Origin of the sequence: Pedobacter sp. G11 (assembly GCF_003860265.1) — a bacterium.
Lineage (GTDB): Bacteria > Bacteroidota > Bacteroidia > Sphingobacteriales > Sphingobacteriaceae > Pedobacter > Pedobacter agri.
Genome location: NZ_CP034190.1, coordinates 4,392,557 through 4,409,656 on the forward strand (window position 1 = coordinate 4,392,557; position 17,100 = coordinate 4,409,656).

Genomic DNA, 17,100 nt, shown 5'->3' on the forward strand with positions numbered 1-17,100 from the left:
TTTAAGCAGAAAGGCTTAAAACCTTAGGATCTATAACGTTAAGCGTGGGAGTTGAAGAAATTGTTTTAAAAATTTCAATCAGCTTTTCGAGCTGAGCATCTAGTTCTATTTTGTCAAAACCACTGTTTAAAATATCATTTTGCAATAGGATAAGTAAATCTTGATTAACCGCATCTAAATTTAATTCTTTTGCTTTGGAAGAAGAGATTTCGACGATGTGATTGGTTAATAGGGAAAATTTACTTTTATATTCCAGTTTCAAAGTTTCATAGGTTGATAAATCTTTACAAATCTGAAACTTACAAAGTGCCAGTTCCATCCTTAAATAAAAGTAAATATGCTTTTCAAAAGCAGTTGGATCAGTAGAAATAGATTTTACAAAAGAAGTGTAAGCGTTCATTCAAATAGTAAGCGTTTAAATAACTAAGCTGCAAAGCTAAATATTGAACATTTCCTAAATGATAATTTTACATGAAACACCATATTTCTTTACACAAACACTTTGCAATACGAACTTGTTAATCTATGAAAATGCTAAATATAATTTCAAAAGATAAATTATGGCAATACAGACTCAAAACTTAGACGAACACAATTCAAAGGTTGTGGTTCGAGACTTTATTAATGCTTTAAATGCTGAAAACTTTGCAGCTGCCCGCGAGCAACTTGCTGATGACATGATTTTTAAAGGTGTAATGGGCGAACGTAGAGGTGCCGATGTTTATATGGAAGACATGAAAAAGATGAAATTCAAATATGATGTTAAAAAGCTGTTTGTCGATGGCAATGATGTTTCGTTGTGGTATGATATTAATATGGGTAAAAGCACAATATTTTCAGCTGGATGGTATAAAATTGAAAATGACCGCATCAAATCATTTCAGGTGATATTTGATCCAAGGCCGATATTATAGTTAACAAACTTGTTTTAATTTTCTAACCACGATTTGTTGAGCACCTTCCAAACTGAATATAAATTGAAGAAATTCATCAGTTTCCTGAATTTCAATTTTTGAAACTGTTCCGTGAATGGAATCTTTGGAAATTTGATCGCCTGTTTTAATTTCGAGCAGAGCAGATGTTGGCATTTTATCGCTTACCATCATTTTAAAGTTGGCAAAGTAAGTGTAAAACAAGTTTTCTCTTCGTTTGAGCTTACATCTAATGTTCCACCATGTGCTTTTGCGATTTCTGCAGAAATATACAAACCTAGTCCCAGCCCTTTTTGGTTGGGCTCGACCTCCCCTCTAGAAAATGGCTGAAATAACCGCTCCATGGCTGCTTCAGGAATTTTTTTACCAGGATTTGCTACGCAAAGGTTAAATTCTTCTTCATTGGTAGAAGCAGTAATTTCAATTACGGAGTCTTGAGGACTATAACTTAATGCATTCCCAAGTAAATTAGAAAAAAGCTGGGCGATCCGCTTTCCATCTGCAGCTACAGGATGCTCAAAGTCGAAATTTAATTTCATTTTTTTATCAGGAGAGATGGCATGAATTTCCTCCACAACCTGATAAAGCACTTTCTCCAGATCTTCATCAGGTGTTGGAGAAATATTAATACCACCACCTAACCTGCCACTGGCAAAATCAAGCATATTCTCAATCAAACCATTCATTCTGAATGATGAATCTTTAATAAGTTTCACCAGTTTTTGTGTCCGGTCATCGAGATTGAAACGAGCCAAAAGCTGCGCACTATTTGAAACGGCATTCAACGGATTACGTAAATCATGCCCTAGAATGGCTATAAACTGCTCTCTCAATTCTGATGTTTCTTTCTCCACCTGTAATCGTTCTTCTGAAAGAGCCAACTGCTCTAATGCATCTAAATGGAACGCAATTAAATCGGCAAACATCTTAAACGTATCAATCGTATTTGGATTGTTAAGTTGGGCAGGTTTGGGATCGATAGCGCAAAGCGTACCGAAAAATGAGCCATTTTTTAATACGATTGGTACTGAAATGTAGCTTTGAAATCCGTATAATAACGGTGTATGATGATTGGCAAATAATTCATCTTCAGCAACGTGATCAATGACCACAATTTTTTGGTGCTGTCTGATTTCGTTACAAATGGTGGTTTCTAACTTTAATTCGCCACCTGGCTTCAGGCCGAAATCAATTTTATCATTCACAGCACAAGCTATCCATTTATCGACGGTTACATGTGCCACAGCAGAAAAACCCATGCCGGTTGTATTACAAACAATCTGCAAGATGTTTGCTATCGCTGGAATTTTGTTAATCGATTCGAAATCGAAAGGAATTTTGTTGTTATCGTGTTGCAATGTTTGGGATAATATGGCACAATTTACAAAAAATAATTTTTGAAAGAAATAGACATTTATCTTCTAACATTTGTTTTACAATAACAGCATTCTTTGCCGAAACTCTAGCATATGTTAAACAATTATGCCCAGGTTATTGCTAATCTGGGCATAATATTAGGAGTTTAGTAGCGCTGGTTTTTCGTGATAGGTTTTCCAGAGTAACTCTCCGAATAAGGTGTTAGACCACGCGAACCAGGCACGGGTAAAGTTTGCCGGGTTATCTTTGTTAAATGATTCATGCATGAAACCTTTGCCAGCATGTGTTTTTCGCAAGGTATCAATACAATATTTTATTTCGGCATCATCTTTTGAAGTTAAAGCTCTCATGGTTATGCTCATTGGCCAAATCATATCCTGCCCAACATGTGGACCGCCAATCCCTTCAGCAGCAGTACCTTTAAAGAAATATGGATTATCCTTCGAAAGGGCAAACTTCCTGGTATTCTGATAAACTGGATCATCAACTTTCATAGCGCCGAGATATGGCAAACTTAATAAGCTTGGTACATTGGAATCATCCATTAAATAAGTACTTCCAAAACCATCAACTTCAAAAGCGTAAATTTTACCGTATTTTGGATGGTTTACAATTGCATGTTTCTGCAATGCAGCACTCACCTCATTCGCAAGATTTAGTAAGCTGCTTTCCAATGCTTTGTCAGGTTGTAAAGCCTTTATCATTTCTGCTGCCTGCTTTAAACTCGAAACTGCAAAGAAATTAGAAGGAATTAAAAACGGAAAAATAGTTGCATCATCACTCGGACGGAAAGCAGAACAAATTAAACCTACTGGATTTACAGGAAAACCATATCCTGCCATTGGCAGCGAATCGGTTGGTTGTGTGGTTTCACGCTGAAAATGATAAGGTCCTCTGTCATTTTTGCGCTGCTGCTCTTTAAACGTTTTTAATGTTGCCTCAATGCCCTTTTTCCAGTCAGCATCGAATGGTGTTTTATCGCCAGTTTTTTTCCAATAGTGATAGGCTAAACGAACAGGATAACACAATGAATCTATCTCCCATTTGCGTTCATGCACACCCGCTTGCATTTTCGTTTTATCGGTTTTCCATTCACCTACTTTATTCGGATCGCCATAAAAAGCATTTGCATAAGGATCTTTTAAAACGCACTGGGTTTGGTGGATAATAACGCCAGCGATTAGTTTTTTGAGTGGTTCATCTTCATTAACAAATTGCAGGTATGGCCAAACTTGCGCCGAACTGTCGCGAAGCCACATGGCATCAATATCTCCGGTAATTACGTAAGTATCTGGCCGCCCGTTTTTCTCTTCATAATATACCGTAGTATCCAGCGTATTTGGGAAGCAATTTTCGAAAAGCCAAGCCAACTCCGGATTTTTCACTTTGGCTTGAAAGGTTTTAATTGCCGCATCTACTGCTTTACTCTGAAAATGTCTTTTACCTGCAGCTACTCTTACCACCGGAAAATCAGGAAGCAATTCTCCCGCCAGTGAAAATTTGGAAGCCAGTACCCCGGCGCCCAATAAACCCGTGTTTTGTATGAATGTTCTTCTTTTCATTATGTGTGATTATAATTTGGTTAAATTTAGTTTTGCCAGGCGGGCGTAGTATTCCAACATAGCTGCCTGCATAATCAATGATTTATTTTTTTGTTTTCCGAGCAAATTATTTTCATCACGTTCGTCTTTCCAGATCCTTTCAGCATCTTTAATTAAAAACGCTAATCTTTTTGCGTCTTTCTCAACTTTAAATAATTCTAAATATCCGCGTAATAAAACAACGTTGAACCAGTAATGATCGCCAAGCCTATTGTTTTTGTAAAAATGCCGCTCAGCATTAGCGGCAATAAACTTTGCTTCTTTTAAATACTTATCTTCTTTGGTGAGTTGATAAAGTAATGCGTTAGCCTGAAGCATTGTACCGGTATTGTAAGTATAGGTAGCTGAATCAACTTTCAGATTTTCGACATTTATCGCATCATAAAATATACCTTCTGAAGATCGAAGCATTTTATTTGTCCAATTGTAAACCAACAGCGCAGTATCAAGATATTTTTTATCCCCGGTAATTTTGTAAAATTGTAAAGAGATTAAAATATTAGGTCCGTTTGAGCAGGTGTTTTTTGATGTTTTCTTATCCTCTTGCCAATAAATGCCGCCACCAGCTTTTTTATCATAACCCGTTAATAACCATTTATAAATCTCTTTTGATTTATCCAAATAGTCTACATCTTTGTTTCTCTGATAAGCATCCAGATAGGCAATGGCGATCCACTGATTGTCGTCATAAAATCTGGAGCTTTTATCTATATAAGACTGGTACGAAGGTGCAGGTTTTTCAGTGGTATAATATTGGTTAATTGCTGAAATGACTGGCTCCATCATTTTCGGTTTACCAAGCGCTTCCGTTTCATTAGTGGCTTGTATTAAGGCGCATAATGGCCACAGATAAGAGTACGGCTTTTCATGTTTGCCAATAGTTTCCAGATAAAGTGCCTTATCTGCTACCCTAAAATACTGATTGATATTTTTTTCAATGATGGCTATTCTTTTCAAATATTCAGTTTGCGCTGGTTGTGCAAGCGCATAATCTGTAAACAAAAAGATTGATAACAGGCTGAGCAAAAAGTTAAGTGTACCTCGCATTTAAACATTAATAATATTCAAAAGCTCATGCGATAGCATCTACACTATTTCTACATGGCTAATTTCGACTTTGATATTTGGTTAGAACTAAACAAATATTAATATTATTTCTATCATATCAAAATCGAAAAGCCAATTAAAGCATTCCTAAATCGATTTTCCAATATCTATTCAATTTATTACAAAAAACGTTTCTATTGAGCATAACTTACCTAAGCCTATATTATGAGACATAAAAAATATTATCGAAAAAAAATTAAATTGGTTTTCGTTTAAAAGATCATTGTTCAGACCTGTACAGCAGATTGAGTTAAATCTTATTTCAAAGTTAATAGCCATCATAAAACTACTTAAAATCAAGTAAATATCTGATAATTAAAAAGTTATCAAAAATATTTACTTATATTTAGTTGGCGCTATACGACACTTCCCTATTACCTCTCTTTTGCTTGATTTTGCCACTTAACCAATTAAAACTTAAACCACCATGACAACTAAATTTGGCTTTAATTTAATGAGCATTGATGAATTTGAAAATTGGCTTGCTAACTTACGTGTTGCACGAACCATCTTGTACATCCAACAGCATCATACCTGGAGCCCGAGTTATATTCAGTTTAAAGGAAATAACCAATTCGAAATGCAAAAAAATATGAAAGCCTACCATGTCGGCGAAAACGGATGGGCCGACATCGGGCAGCATTTCAGTACGTTTGCTGATGGCTCTATTGTTACCGGCAGAAGTATGGAGAAAACTCCTGCATGTATCTTAGGATTTAATTCGAATTCGGTTTGTATGGAACATGTTGGCAATTTTGATAAGGGGAAAGATACCATGACCGCTGCACATAAAGATACAATTATCAGAATGACAGCTGCACTCTGCAAGAAATTCGGAATTGAAGTTAACAGCAATAAAATTGTCTATCACCATTGGTTTGATTTGAGCAGCGGCGTTAGAAATAATGGAACAAAGAATAATAAAACATGTCCGGGTACAAACTTTTTTGGAGGAAACAAAGTAAATGATTGCGAGCAAAATTTTCTGCCTTTGGTAAGTGCAGCGCTAAACGGTGTTACTATTCCTTCCGTTTCGACAATGAACACTGATGTTTTAAAATATGTTTATGTAACCGCAGACACTTTAAATATCAGAGAAGCAGCAACTTCGCAAGCAAAAAAAGCTGACGATAGAGAACCAGCCTTATTGGGTTCAATTCTTCGTGTTTATAAAGAAAAAGATGGCTGGTATAAGATATCTGGTTCGCAAGAACATTGGGTAAATGGCGCTTATACCAAGCCTGTAACCCGTGCTACGGTTAACGCCTCGACTCTAAATGTGCGTAGCGGAGCTGGAAATACTTTTCCTAAAGTTGCTTCATTAACCCAAGGCCAGGAAGTATTTATTAGAGATGAGAATAACGGTTGGAGCAAAATAAATGCTGATAACAGATGGGTAAAAAAAGAGTTTTTGAGGTTTTAAGGCGCATATTTAATACAGGTTAACTATCCCTGCTCTTTCTTTTGCCCTTATAGCCCTTTTAGAGGCTAACCCAAGGCCAACTTCAAATTCATCCCAGGAAGCGAAACGAACACGTTTTGTTCCTCCGATTACTGCTGATCGTCTTGCTAAAATTGCAGTTATTTCCCTCTGCGATAAGCCACTGGCACTTAATTCTGCATCGGTACTATTGGAAACATTAGAAACTGGTGGCCTTGGCGTTGGCCCTAAGTTATACTCATTTGCTGTTTGAGCTATCGGATTTGAAATGTTACTGCTGAAGCTAAAGCTACTGCTGTGGCTTAAACTTCTGGCTTCCACATGCACTGCTGTTGGAACAAAGTTTTCCGCATCAATAATTTGCTTTTTCAAATCACTTTTTATGGGATCGGGTTCTTGCTCATCAATGCTATTTTTTAGGCTGGCTTTATTTCCTCTATCGTTGTAAAGAGGTTCGACAGTAACGGTAAGTGAATCCCCTGCTTCAGTAGCTCTTCGCATCCTATTTTCTACCTGCTGTTCCATTTGAGCGTTACCTGCCCTTGATAATGGCGTCATATTAGACCAAATTCCTTTTCCAAAGAGCTCTTGATTTAATAAATGACCTTTGATATAATAGCTTGCGCCGCCTTCACCCGTTCTCCTGTTGTTCAAAATGTCATATATTGTACCTGCATTGCTGGATGTGGGCGCTGTTCCTCTACCAGATGGTGGGACAGCATGTGTAAGACGAGTAACAGTCATGCTAATAGCGAAACCACCGGTGCTTTGATTACCAGGAGTATAGATAGGATCTTCGCTTTGCATAGCTGCACCCCCAAGCATTGGAGCTATAATATCTCTAAGCTCTACGAGCTTAGCAGGTAAAGCCGTAAGCAGTTCTTCATCTGTCAATTGCTTACCTCCTTCGGTTTTTGTTCTTTTTAAATCATCTATTTGTGTTGCCTTTGCTCTGGCTTGTGCTTTACTAGGATGGTCGGTAATTCCATTTATAAACTCGACAAATGTCATTCTCTCACTCTGAATCATTAGAACCGCATTATTCTCAGATCCATCTAAAAATAAGCTATGTTCTTGTCCATCACCACCTCTAAAATTCACTCTTGCATGCCACCATTCTCTAACTGCCGCAACAGCTGCTCTTCCTGCATCCATAACTGCTCCCCCTATCCTAATCGCCTGATCTATTACCCATAAAATCCCAGCATCTATTCGGGCTTTCACCGATTCTAATATTTCCTGCATGCGGGTGGCAATTCTTCCAAACCCAAACTGGTTAGCTAAGAAGCCGATCATAATCGGTAAAGAGTTCGCTAAGATACTCTCCAGAAAATTCGCTGCTCCTGCAATATTACCTCGGGCAACATCTGCCAGCATGGTTACATATTGATTGATGATCCGAAGGATAGGCACAAAATATTCGGTAAAACTTTGAATGGCACGATATATCGCTAAAATACTATTTACAACAGGCATAATTCCGGAAACATCGAGCATGCTTAATAACCAGGCTGTTGCCTGCGCCATGATCCGCTCGTTTATAAATGTTACAATATTTCCGATTACGGTATCCCAAAGGTTACTCAACTGTTCCTGAATTCTTTCCCAAATCGCTGCAGGCCCACGCTCAACCACATCGGCTACGAAACTCCAGGCCCCGGTAGCCATATCCAACATTCCACGTAAACGCTGCGCCCTTTCCTCTCCGATTCTAGTTGCTAACAGATTGAAAATATTGTCGATGGTTACACCTAATATCTGAAGGATGAAACTAAATATTGATCCGAAAGAGAAATCAGTTGGCGGTGTAATACCCATCGCCTGCATTTCAGCGGTTAGCCAGTTTACCACACCCGATAATAAATGCGTGCCGATGTTTCCAAAAAACTGACTAAAGCCTTGCTGTAAACCGCTAAGCAGATTAATGAAGAATCCGACCGGATTTCCCAGAATATCGACCACTGCTTGAGAAGCATTAGCTAAAATTGAAACTACTAATTCTGGAGGAATGCCGACCAGACTTAACAATTCCCTGAAGAAGGTCCACATGGCGCCCGGCAAATTGCCATCAACAAAAACCTGATAAAGGATCGTCATGACGATTTGTTGTGCTCTTGCCCAAACATCGCCGATCGCCATAATCTGGTTAAAAAGTGGGATTCTATTCAGAATTTGTTCAATCAGAAAGTTTTTTATTGGGGTTCGAATGCATTCAGGGATAAGCATAAATGGCCCTAAGATAAAATCCCCCGCCCTGCCAGCTAAATCGCCAATGGTATCTACGATTCGCTGCAAAGCATTAAGTATCGGGGTAATGAAACCTGCTAAATAACCCAAGCCGCTGCTGGCCAGATTAAATAAATTAACCACGCCAGTCTGAACCCAATTGCCCAAACCTAAAGCAGTATCATTTATCCATGCGATTGCAGGTGCCGCGGAAGAAAATATAGAACTTGAAGCTATAGAATTATAAAACCCTGTAATCTGATTAACAAAACCGCCAACGTTTTCAGCCACCCATAAACCTGCATTAGCAATTCCCTGCTGTACCTCAACAACTTTTGTTTGCACTGCAGGAAGAATGATATCTCTTAAAGAGGCTTGTTGCGCCTGTGCCGCTATTCCTGATCCATCATCGCCCATGGCAGCTGCCATACCATTTACACCCGATGCAAAATTAGACACGGTATCACGCAAATTCATGATGGCGCTAAGTGGCAAAATACGCACAACCTTTTCAGCAATTTGCTGTACGGGCTCAATAACCGGACGAATGGTTTCTTTTATTCCTGTCCAAGCTTCTTCGGCTTTGCCTGTTACCCATTGCATCATGCCGTTGGAATTTTCAGCGCCAGAACTATCGGCGCCAATACCCAGCGTTGATTTTACCCAATCCCATGCCATGGCGCCATACTCACGCACGGGCAAAGTCCAATCCCAGATTCTTTGGCCAATGCCTTGCATCCAAACCCAAACATCACTTGCTGTTTGTCCGAGCCAATCTACTACAGGTGCACCAAAAGCGCCCCATAAACCAGAGAAGAAATCGCCGATAGGCCTCACAAAATCAGTTAATCCAGTCCATGCATCGGTAGCAATAGTGGTAATTACGTTCTTAAGTTCCGTTACAGCCGCCAATAATGGTGCACAATCGCCGGCAATTAGTGCCTGCATAATAACTGAAACCCGCTCATAAAGCAGTGAGAATACCGAAATTAAATTGGTTACAAAATTGCCAACAGCAGGAAATCTATCGAACAGGTGATTTAAACTCTTCATGAGTTTCTCTCGTAAAAAGCCAAGAATACCCTTGCTGCTGATTTCCCTAAGTAATTGAACAAACTCTGCCGGGGCAATTTCTTCTACAATTTCCCAGGCACTTTCAGCTAGCCAATCACCAAGATCCCAACGCTGCACTATTTCATCACTACAAGCACAGCGATCTGTTTTTTCTGTCTCCTCAACTTTGCGCAAAACCTTTTCTTTTTCTTCAGTTTTACGCTGCACAGTTGCACCCTGCTGGATAGTATGTGTAAGTTCATGCGCCAGCAAGAATTTCCCACCCGATGAATTCGGATTATATTCTCCCTTGTTAAAATAAATATCGTTACCTACTGTAAAAGCCCTGGCATTTACATGAGCCGTCATTTTTGCGGCATGGGCATTATCATGAATTTTTACGCCAGAAAAATCAGCACCCATTTTACCGCCCAAATCAGAATTGACATGAGCTGGAAGATTAGTGCCAGCACCTTTGGTTGAGGCAATTCCAGATTGAACAGTTCCTGGAGCAGTTCCTCCACTGGCCAATGACGCTCCGGCTTTAGCTTGTAAAATTTCAGGCTGATCAATTCCTATTAATTCTTCTTCCTTACGGGAGATTTTTTCTTCATTCCCACAATTTTTGCATTGGCGCTGGACATTCATGGCGGCACCAGTACCTATTCCTCCCATCACAAAACCGGCATTTGAAGGTATCCGCATCACTTTTTCGGCCACCTGATCGGCTTGCTGTTCCTGAGGATCATTAACAGCTCCAATCTTTAGCTTCGCTTGAATACAGCTGGCGCCGGGTCGGTTATGTGTAACCGACTTAAGTGATGGATTGCTATATGCCAACGCAGCGCCCATAGTTTACATTGTCCGTCCTGATTTTTTAAGCTCAATCTTTATTCCTTCTAAAATATCTTTTTGCCTAATTTCGGCAGCTTCGTCTTTAAGCATTTTCAAAGTAGCATATCGCACTACATTGATAATAACACCACCAGAAAGTTCATATTTATTGGCTATTTCATTTAGATTTACTTTTGATTCTAACTTGGTCAATTTAGAAAAACTTTGTTTCCAAAGCTTTAAACGTTGATCTGCTTGTGGAATTGGAAATTCAACAATAGATTGGAACCGGCGTAAAAATGCCTGATCAATGTTTTGTTTAAAGTTACTAGCCAGAATAACCAGTCCATTGTGATCTTCTATACGCTGCAACAAATAACTGGTTTCCTGGTTAGCGTAGCGGTCGCGGGCATCACTCACATTGGTGCGCTTACCAAAAAGTGCGTCTGCTTCATCGAAAAATAATATCCACTGCTGGTTTTCAGCGGCATCAAAAACCTTTGATAGATTTTTACCAGTTTCGCCAATGTATTTACTTACAATGCGGCTTAAATCAATTCTATAAACTGGAAAACCATGCTTTTTCCCCAACAAAGCTGCCGCGAGAGATTTACCAGTTCCAGGCTGACCAAAAAACAATGCCCTAAAACCCGGCTTTAATTTTCGCTTCAGGGCAAATTCATTCATCATTGTCTCGTTATGTGCCAGCCAGGCATCAATTAATTCAAGCTGATCTAAAATATGTGCCGGCAAAACCAAATCATCAGGTTCCATTTGAGTTTCAATTAGCTGTGCCGGAAACTCTGTTGAAAATCGAGGCCTGCTCCTTTCTCCGGTTGTAAATTCTTCAAACCAATTTTTGTTAATATGAAGCGGAATACTTGAAACGGGCTCACCAGGTGGAAGGGGTTCATATTCCAGTATATCCAAAGCAAAAAGCGCATGTTTGGCATCGAAAAGTCTTAACAAATCAAATCTAAGCGCTAAATCATCTGCAGCGATGATAAATAAAAATGTTTCTGCGGTAGGTAAAAATCCACTAAAAACATTGCCTTTCCTCCCACCAAACTCTGTAAATATTTGGCCCGTAGCTGAGTTTTGAACTAGAAAAATATCCAGACACTGGGGCTTAACCTGACTCACCATTGCCAGAAACAATAACAATCGTTCTTCGAAATTCAATTGATTTTGAGCGATAAATTCGGCATACTTAGAAGGATAGGCACTTAAATCAGGTGGGTGGACATCAAAAATAGAAGTGCCCGCGGGTACATTGCCGAAATTTATGGCACTGCGAAGTTGCAACACTTGTTCAAACCAAATGAGTTCAGTTTGGATAGCTGCTGCATTAGCTTGTAAACCCGGTTTTACCAATTTACTTGTATCAAATGTTTGTTCCATGACAATTTTATCATTGTAAGTCCCCATGGTAACCGATCTAATAAAATATCGATTCCTTTCCGCTCAATATTGAGGTTCCAGTTACCATCTTTATAGCTTAAGCTTCCATTTCTTTTGAAAAAGTTTTCTATCAATGCAGCCGGCGAACTTTTGCCCAATGCATTCCAATGAACAATAACAGCTTTTTTTAATTCATCTGCCTCACTCAATTCATCCTCAGAAAAAATAATATCATTGAGACTAATTACTGTTTCAATGGCTGCACCACATAATATTTTATTCAACAGCAACTGACTCTCGTCTTCAGGATAATTGTCATAAACCAAATAATGCAAATAAACAATGGCCTTTTGCTGAGAGCGATCATCTTTAAAAGCATCTCCATCTAGCCATTCTAATCTTTCGAATAGCGGCTTTATAAACGGATGAATAATTACTAATCCCGCATTCTCCACCATGAGTGATTCAAGCAATAGTTTTCCATTTTGCTGTTTCCTTAACGGAACTTTTCTTGATTTCTTCATGTTACCGTTTAATGGTTCACTGATCGTTCCTTCAATTGTAGCTAAAAAACCTGATAACCCATCGAATTGCTTATTCTGGATTTTGGTTGTTTTGCGTTTCGCCGTGTAAGTTTTCAAGATCGTACTTATTTCAGACCTGAACGATGGATTTTTCTTTAGAAAGAAAATTAACCAATCCTGAAACTGCTGATCGGGCATTTCGTCTTTAGAAATGCTGATGTCTGCCAGCCGAAAATCTACCATTTTTTGATACAACGATGGCGTGATATTAGAGTTAAAGAAAACTAAGAAATCATTATTTTTATCGAAGCTTAAATATTGAGTGAAAAATATTGATTTATGAATGAGGTGCCTTAGGCGATTGTAGACAACAAAATCATTGCTAATGGAGTTAACAAATTGTATAAACAATACAGAATTGTATTTGTAAATATCTAACAGAATATCAGCCGGCTTAAAATGGGATGCCGCCGTAATCCACCAAGGTTTTAAACCGGTTTCACAGTAAAAAACCAAAGCTTCATAATCGTTGATATGGGTTTCAATTTGATCAGACACTCTACTGCTATTCAGCAACGACCTGCGGGTGAACTTACCTGCGTTCTTAAATAGCTGAAGCTGCTCATTATTTGAAGTAAAATCTTTCGTAATCTTACTTAACTTATATTCTTTCAATTGATTAAACATTTGTGATAGGATTTGTTCTTTCATTATTTCTTCCAATCTATCCAAGGGAACATCTCCAAGATTGAGGGTTAATTTATCGATGCGAATACTATCATTAACAGCAACTTCATTGAATATAGCATCAAACAGAGCCGGCAATTCCTGATTGCAAAAGACGCCAATCTTCGCCTGAACGATGTCCCAATCCTGCTGACGCTCGATAGTCAGCATCATTTTCTGCGTCTGAATAATGTGGCTCCCCATCGTATTTATATTTTACCAAATGCAAAATCAGCGATATTATCCTGATCGCCAATGGTTACGGCTTTGGTTTGCTGTTGATATTGCGTATTGCTTGGGAGTATTGTAATTTGATAATCTCCAGCCGGTAGCAACATGCTGTAATATAAACCTGTAAATGATTGCGATTTAACCAAAGTTTTATCCTGGTAGGCTGTAATTGTAAACGTCTTTACGCCTACCACACGGCCGCTTAGTTCATATTCTTGCTTGCTTATGCTTCCAATGGCGATGAAAAAACTCAGCTTGGATGTTCCAATTTCTTTTCCGCTCTCTTTTTCAATTACCAAATAATCAAATTCATCCAACACAACCATTTGGGTCAAAGATTTTTTATCTAATCTTTTCGGGTCTAAAGTATAAACCAACACCTGCCCTTTCTTATTAGGAATGGGTTCGTAAACCTCATCTTCGAACTTAATGGAACCGAATTTTGGCACTGCATTAATCACTACTTCGAAAAAATCAGGATTGTATAGATTATTTAAAATCTGCACTTTAGAAATCGTTTCCTTATTTTGATTGTAGGCTACGATTCTGGAAATTGGCATTGCCAAAGGCGTCAGTTCTTTATGCTTAACATTTTTTGTATCGCAAGCGTAACAGCTGTCATCTTCATAAACCGTGAAATCGGCAATTACGTTAGCTCCTAAATTTTTAAGCCCGCTGTCTTTATTTTTTTCTACCAGTGTATCGAATTCCTTATTGAATTTACGCTCAAAATCGTTGATAAATCGATCGCGAATTTTTCTTTTAGATGTTAAAGTAATTTTTTCAGGCACATCATCTTTCTCTTCCTCAACAGTTTTACGTTTTATACCAAGTAAATCCAGGCGGCTCTGATATTCTTTTTGAATTTCGGCTTCTTCTTTTACCTTACTATCAATTTCCTCAGTAATAACTTTACGTTTATGATCTAAATCAAGCTTCAATGCTTTTGAAACTTCGTTAATTTCTTTCGCCTCATCCTTCTCTGCACTCTTGCGTAAAACACTAATCTTATCCGTAAATTCTTTGTTGAGTGAATCTTCAGCTTTAGCAATGGTTTCACTATTGGTTGTTCTAAGCAAACTTCGTTTTCGAACCATAAATTCTGAGTTGAGGTCATTTTCGGCTTTTTTAAGTTGAACATCAGTTAATACCACACGATTTTTAACTTCAGCAACTTTAACTTCAAGCGCTTTTTCTGTTTCAACCTCTGCCCGTTTGATGTTTTCATTTTTTTCAGCAACTGCATCTTTAATACCCTGGAGTCTGAGCTTGTAGGTGGCGTGTATGGCATCTTCTGCCAGCTTCAATTCAGTTAATTTTTCGAACTTATTAGTTCCTGGTGTAACAGGCAACCTGGTAATAATTTCATTTTCTTTACCTGTATGGTAGAGCAGCAACAATGTATTCCCCCGCTCTGCCCCAGCCAAATGTTCAACAGCCTGATCGTTTAAATACTCAGACAACGATTTATTAACCTTTATACTACTGTTTCTTCGATCCCTAATGTCAGTCAGTGTGCCAATAGTTACGTATGGGCGCATCATGAGCACATTTAAGGCTCTATGAATTAAACTTCCAATCATTAGATAAGAAAGTAATTCCCGCTCTTTTTCTTTATTGATTATGTTGACCAGGGTTTTCATTGCATCAACATATAAATCAAGAAACCCTACATAGCGTTTTTTAAAATCAGCTTCTTTAAAACTAGAAAACTCAAGTGGTAACAGTAAAATAATGTCTTCAATATTTTCATTTAACCTTGCAATCCAGTTCAATACATCTTTTTCGATTTCATTTTGAGCATCTTCGGCCCTAACCTTAATCGTTGTAATTTTTGCATAATCGGTTCGATTAATTTTTTCCGAAACCGTTCCGAACTTCACGAAATTTTTATTCAGTGTTGTAAAGGTTTTAAGTCTATTGCTACCTGTACTCGGTGGAGCAGTTGCTGAGGCTGTTGGCTCAACATTTTCTTGTTTATCATTGCCCATTACATTATCAAAGGCATCTTTTGCGGCGTTAACAACATCATCAAATTTCCCCGCCATACGCTCTGCCATATTGCCGTACTTAATTAAGTTGTTCAGGTAATATAGCATAAGATTGCGCCAGGCTAGGTATTGTGAATCCAGATCAGGATAACGACAACTGCTTTCCATTTCTCCATCTACACCCATATATATCGATCGTACCCTGAACGGCAAATTGAATCTCTTTTGCAATCGATCGTATTGTTTTACTGCAGAGGTATGATCCATGCCTAAATGGCCTTCCAACCGAAAGAAATTTTGGTCATTGAAATTATAATATAGCGGTGCGGCCAATTTGCCTAAGGCGTATTCTTGTGCCTCTATTGGTAGTTGATAGTGGTAACTTAGCGGCTTACCATTGTCACATCCATGGCAGTTTGATTCATTCCAAAATTTTTCGAACGCTGTATTTGCCGGATCAAAATAAACCGGAAATGCCCGCTTACTTAGGTTTTGCCATTTTTCTTTGCTGGGAGTTGCTAAAACACCATTTTTACTGTTTGCCTCAGCCGGATCCAAATAGCCATTCAGCATAGCTACAGTTCTCCCAAAAATGGAAATTACTTTTCTATTCCAGTCTTGATATTGATTAAAGATTGGCGAATATTCGAACTCCTGACGAAAAAGCGATGGCGGGCAATCTTTTACACCAAGCATTAAATGCATCGGAAAGGCATCAGCATTTGGCAAGGTTGAACTATTCAAGTTCATGACTGCACAACGAAGTTCTTCATAAGATTTGATGACATCCTCAAAAGCGTCGTAGATATATTGAAATCCGTAACCTTTGCCGCTGAGGTATTTAGCAGAAAGTGTAACTAATTTGTTTTCCCAAATGGAATTTACAGCAGCAAAATCCAAATCAGGAAAGTTCTTTTGTAAAACAGGAAGCTCATTATAGATTGTTTCCAGTTGTTTTAATAAATCGCCTAAAATTGCCGCTACTGGACTCAAATAACAATTTATTAAATCTGCATAACTCTTTGCTTCAACAGAAGTAACCAGCGCCCTTGGATAATTTATCGTTTCAAGCTGATATAACCCAGGATAAATTGCCCCGCCGCGGTTCGCATTTGCGACGTTAATTTTGTTTAAATTTTCTTTGGTAACCAATAATTTCCTGACTGTAAAAGTTTTTTCAATGCCTAAGTCATCGCAGCTTTTACCCAGGCAACTTTGTAAATTTTTAGTTGCCGGTTCGAGAAATAACAGTACGATATAATTACTTAAAATCAGCCCGGAATCTATTGGCTTGGCACCGCTAACCAGGGCATTTTCTCCGGTCACCAACTCAATTAGTGGAACATCATTCCCAGTGGTATCCATAAAATATGGATAGATTAAGCCATCAGGGAGTTTATATTCTTTGTAATGTGTAAGTGTACATTCTCCCAAAGAAATCAAGAAACCCCAGGAGCTTACACCCACGCCTTTAGTAATTGTAACAACATGCTCATTAACCTCGACTTCGAGTCCGTAAGCTATTCCACGCCCAATTAATCTGGTTCTGGTGAGTCTGCTCTCCTGCAACAGGAAATCTTGCATCGTATTTAACTGCCCCGCAGTTAACACTTGATTTTCTTCGAAAACGGTGGTGGTGTTGATGAGTTCCATAGC

The 17,100-nt window shown here is 38.5% G+C and carries 11 protein-coding genes; 2 read left to right on the forward strand and 9 right to left on the reverse strand.

Features of this window, described 5'->3' with window-relative positions:
* Window position 1: 1 nt before the first annotated feature.
* The gene (locus EA772_RS18980) at window positions 2-400 is read right to left on the reverse strand and encodes a hypothetical protein (RefSeq protein WP_124914539.1); all 399 of its coding nucleotides are present in this window, start codon (window positions 398-400) and stop codon (window positions 2-4) included.
* A 160-nt stretch (window positions 401-560) separates the two neighbouring features.
* On the opposite strand from EA772_RS18980, the gene EA772_RS18985 reads away from it, so the two are divergent.
* Window positions 561-914 (forward strand): nuclear transport factor 2 family protein, encoded by a 354-nt coding sequence (locus EA772_RS18985; protein ID WP_124914540.1) that lies wholly within the window; start codon window positions 561-563, stop codon window positions 912-914.
* Here EA772_RS18985 and EA772_RS18990 read toward each other — a convergent pair whose 3' ends face one another.
* From EA772_RS18990 to EA772_RS19005, 4 genes are all read right to left on the reverse strand, one after another.
* Entirely contained in the window at window positions 915-1,106 is a 192-nt protein-coding gene (locus tag EA772_RS18990) for a hypothetical protein (RefSeq protein ID WP_029204424.1), read from the reverse strand.
* Entirely contained in the window at window positions 1,103-2,290 is a 1,188-nt protein-coding gene (locus EA772_RS18995; RefSeq protein ID WP_124914541.1) for a GAF domain-containing sensor histidine kinase, read from the reverse strand. Before EA772_RS18995 ends, EA772_RS18990 begins: the two co-directional genes overlap by 4 nt.
* A 156-nt stretch (window positions 2,291-2,446) precedes the next feature.
* Window positions 2,447-3,871, reverse strand: a complete 1,425-nt coding sequence (locus tag EA772_RS19000) for a glycoside hydrolase family 125 protein (protein ID WP_124914542.1) — start codon at window positions 3,869-3,871, stop codon at window positions 2,447-2,449.
* Window positions 3,872-3,880: 9 nt separating this feature from the next.
* Window positions 3,881-4,957 carry a glycoside hydrolase family 76 protein gene (locus EA772_RS19005; RefSeq protein WP_246833993.1) on the reverse strand — a complete coding sequence of 359 codons (1,077 nt, stop codon included), beginning with the start codon at window positions 4,955-4,957 and terminating at the stop codon, window positions 3,881-3,883.
* A gap of 487 nt (window positions 4,958-5,444) precedes the next feature.
* On the opposite strand from EA772_RS19005, the gene EA772_RS19010 reads away from it, so the two are divergent.
* The gene (locus tag EA772_RS19010; protein WP_124914543.1) at window positions 5,445-6,440 is read left to right on the forward strand and encodes an N-acetylmuramoyl-L-alanine amidase; all 996 of its coding nucleotides are present in this window, start codon (window positions 5,445-5,447) and stop codon (window positions 6,438-6,440) included.
* A gap of 9 nt (window positions 6,441-6,449) precedes the next feature.
* On the opposite strand, the gene EA772_RS19015 is transcribed toward EA772_RS19010, so the two are convergent.
* From EA772_RS19015 to EA772_RS19030, 4 genes are read right to left on the reverse strand one after another with little or no spacing between them, the layout of a single operon-like run.
* A complete protein-coding gene (locus EA772_RS19015) occupies window positions 6,450-10,589 on the reverse strand; it encodes a DUF4157 domain-containing protein (RefSeq protein WP_124914544.1) in 4,140 nt (1,379 codons plus the stop codon).
* Window positions 10,590-10,592: 3 nt separating this feature from the next.
* Window positions 10,593-11,972, reverse strand: a complete 1,380-nt coding sequence (locus EA772_RS19020) for an ATP-binding protein (RefSeq protein WP_210405053.1) — start codon at window positions 11,970-11,972, stop codon at window positions 10,593-10,595.
* On the reverse strand, window positions 11,939-13,396 hold the full coding sequence (locus EA772_RS19025) for a contractile injection system tape measure protein (RefSeq protein ID WP_124914545.1): 1,458 nt from the start codon (window positions 13,394-13,396) through the stop codon (window positions 11,939-11,941). Before EA772_RS19025 ends, EA772_RS19020 begins: the two co-directional genes overlap by 34 nt.
* Window positions 13,397-13,431: 35 nt before the next feature.
* Entirely contained in the window at window positions 13,432-17,097 is a 3,666-nt protein-coding gene (locus EA772_RS19030; RefSeq protein WP_124914546.1) for a hypothetical protein, read from the reverse strand.
* Window positions 17,098-17,100: the final 3 nt, after the last annotated feature.

What these genes read in the sequence shown, in the direction of transcription:
- EA772_RS18980 (WP_124914539.1), bottom strand. Translation starts at nt 400, where the DNA reads ATGAACGCTTACACTTCTTTTGTAAAATCTATTTCTACTGATCCAACT.
- EA772_RS18985 (WP_124914540.1), top strand. Translation starts at nt 561, where the DNA reads ATGGCAATACAGACTCAAAACTTAGACGAACACAATTCAAAGGTTGTG.
- EA772_RS18990 (WP_029204424.1), bottom strand. Translation starts at nt 1,106, where the DNA reads ATGATGGTAAGCGATAAAATGCCAACATCTGCTCTGCTCGAAATTAAA.
- EA772_RS19000 (WP_124914542.1), bottom strand. Translation starts at nt 3,871, where the DNA reads ATGAAAAGAAGAACATTCATACAAAACACGGGTTTATTGGGCGCCGGG.
- EA772_RS19005 (WP_246833993.1), bottom strand. Translation starts at nt 4,957, where the DNA reads ATGCGAGGTACACTTAACTTTTTGCTCAGCCTGTTATCAATCTTTTTG.
- EA772_RS19010 (WP_124914543.1), top strand. Translation starts at nt 5,445, where the DNA reads ATGACAACTAAATTTGGCTTTAATTTAATGAGCATTGATGAATTTGAA.
- EA772_RS19015 (WP_124914544.1), bottom strand. Translation starts at nt 10,589, where the DNA reads ATGGGCGCTGCGTTGGCATATAGCAATCCATCACTTAAGTCGGTTACA.
- EA772_RS19020 (WP_210405053.1), bottom strand. Translation starts at nt 11,972, where the DNA reads ATGGAACAAACATTTGATACAAGTAAATTGGTAAAACCGGGTTTACAA.
- EA772_RS19025 (WP_124914545.1), bottom strand. Translation starts at nt 13,396, where the DNA reads ATGATGCTGACTATCGAGCGTCAGCAGGATTGGGACATCGTTCAGGCG.
- EA772_RS19030 (WP_124914546.1), bottom strand. Translation starts at nt 17,097, where the DNA reads ATGGAACTCATCAACACCACCACCGTTTTCGAAGAAAATCAAGTGTTA.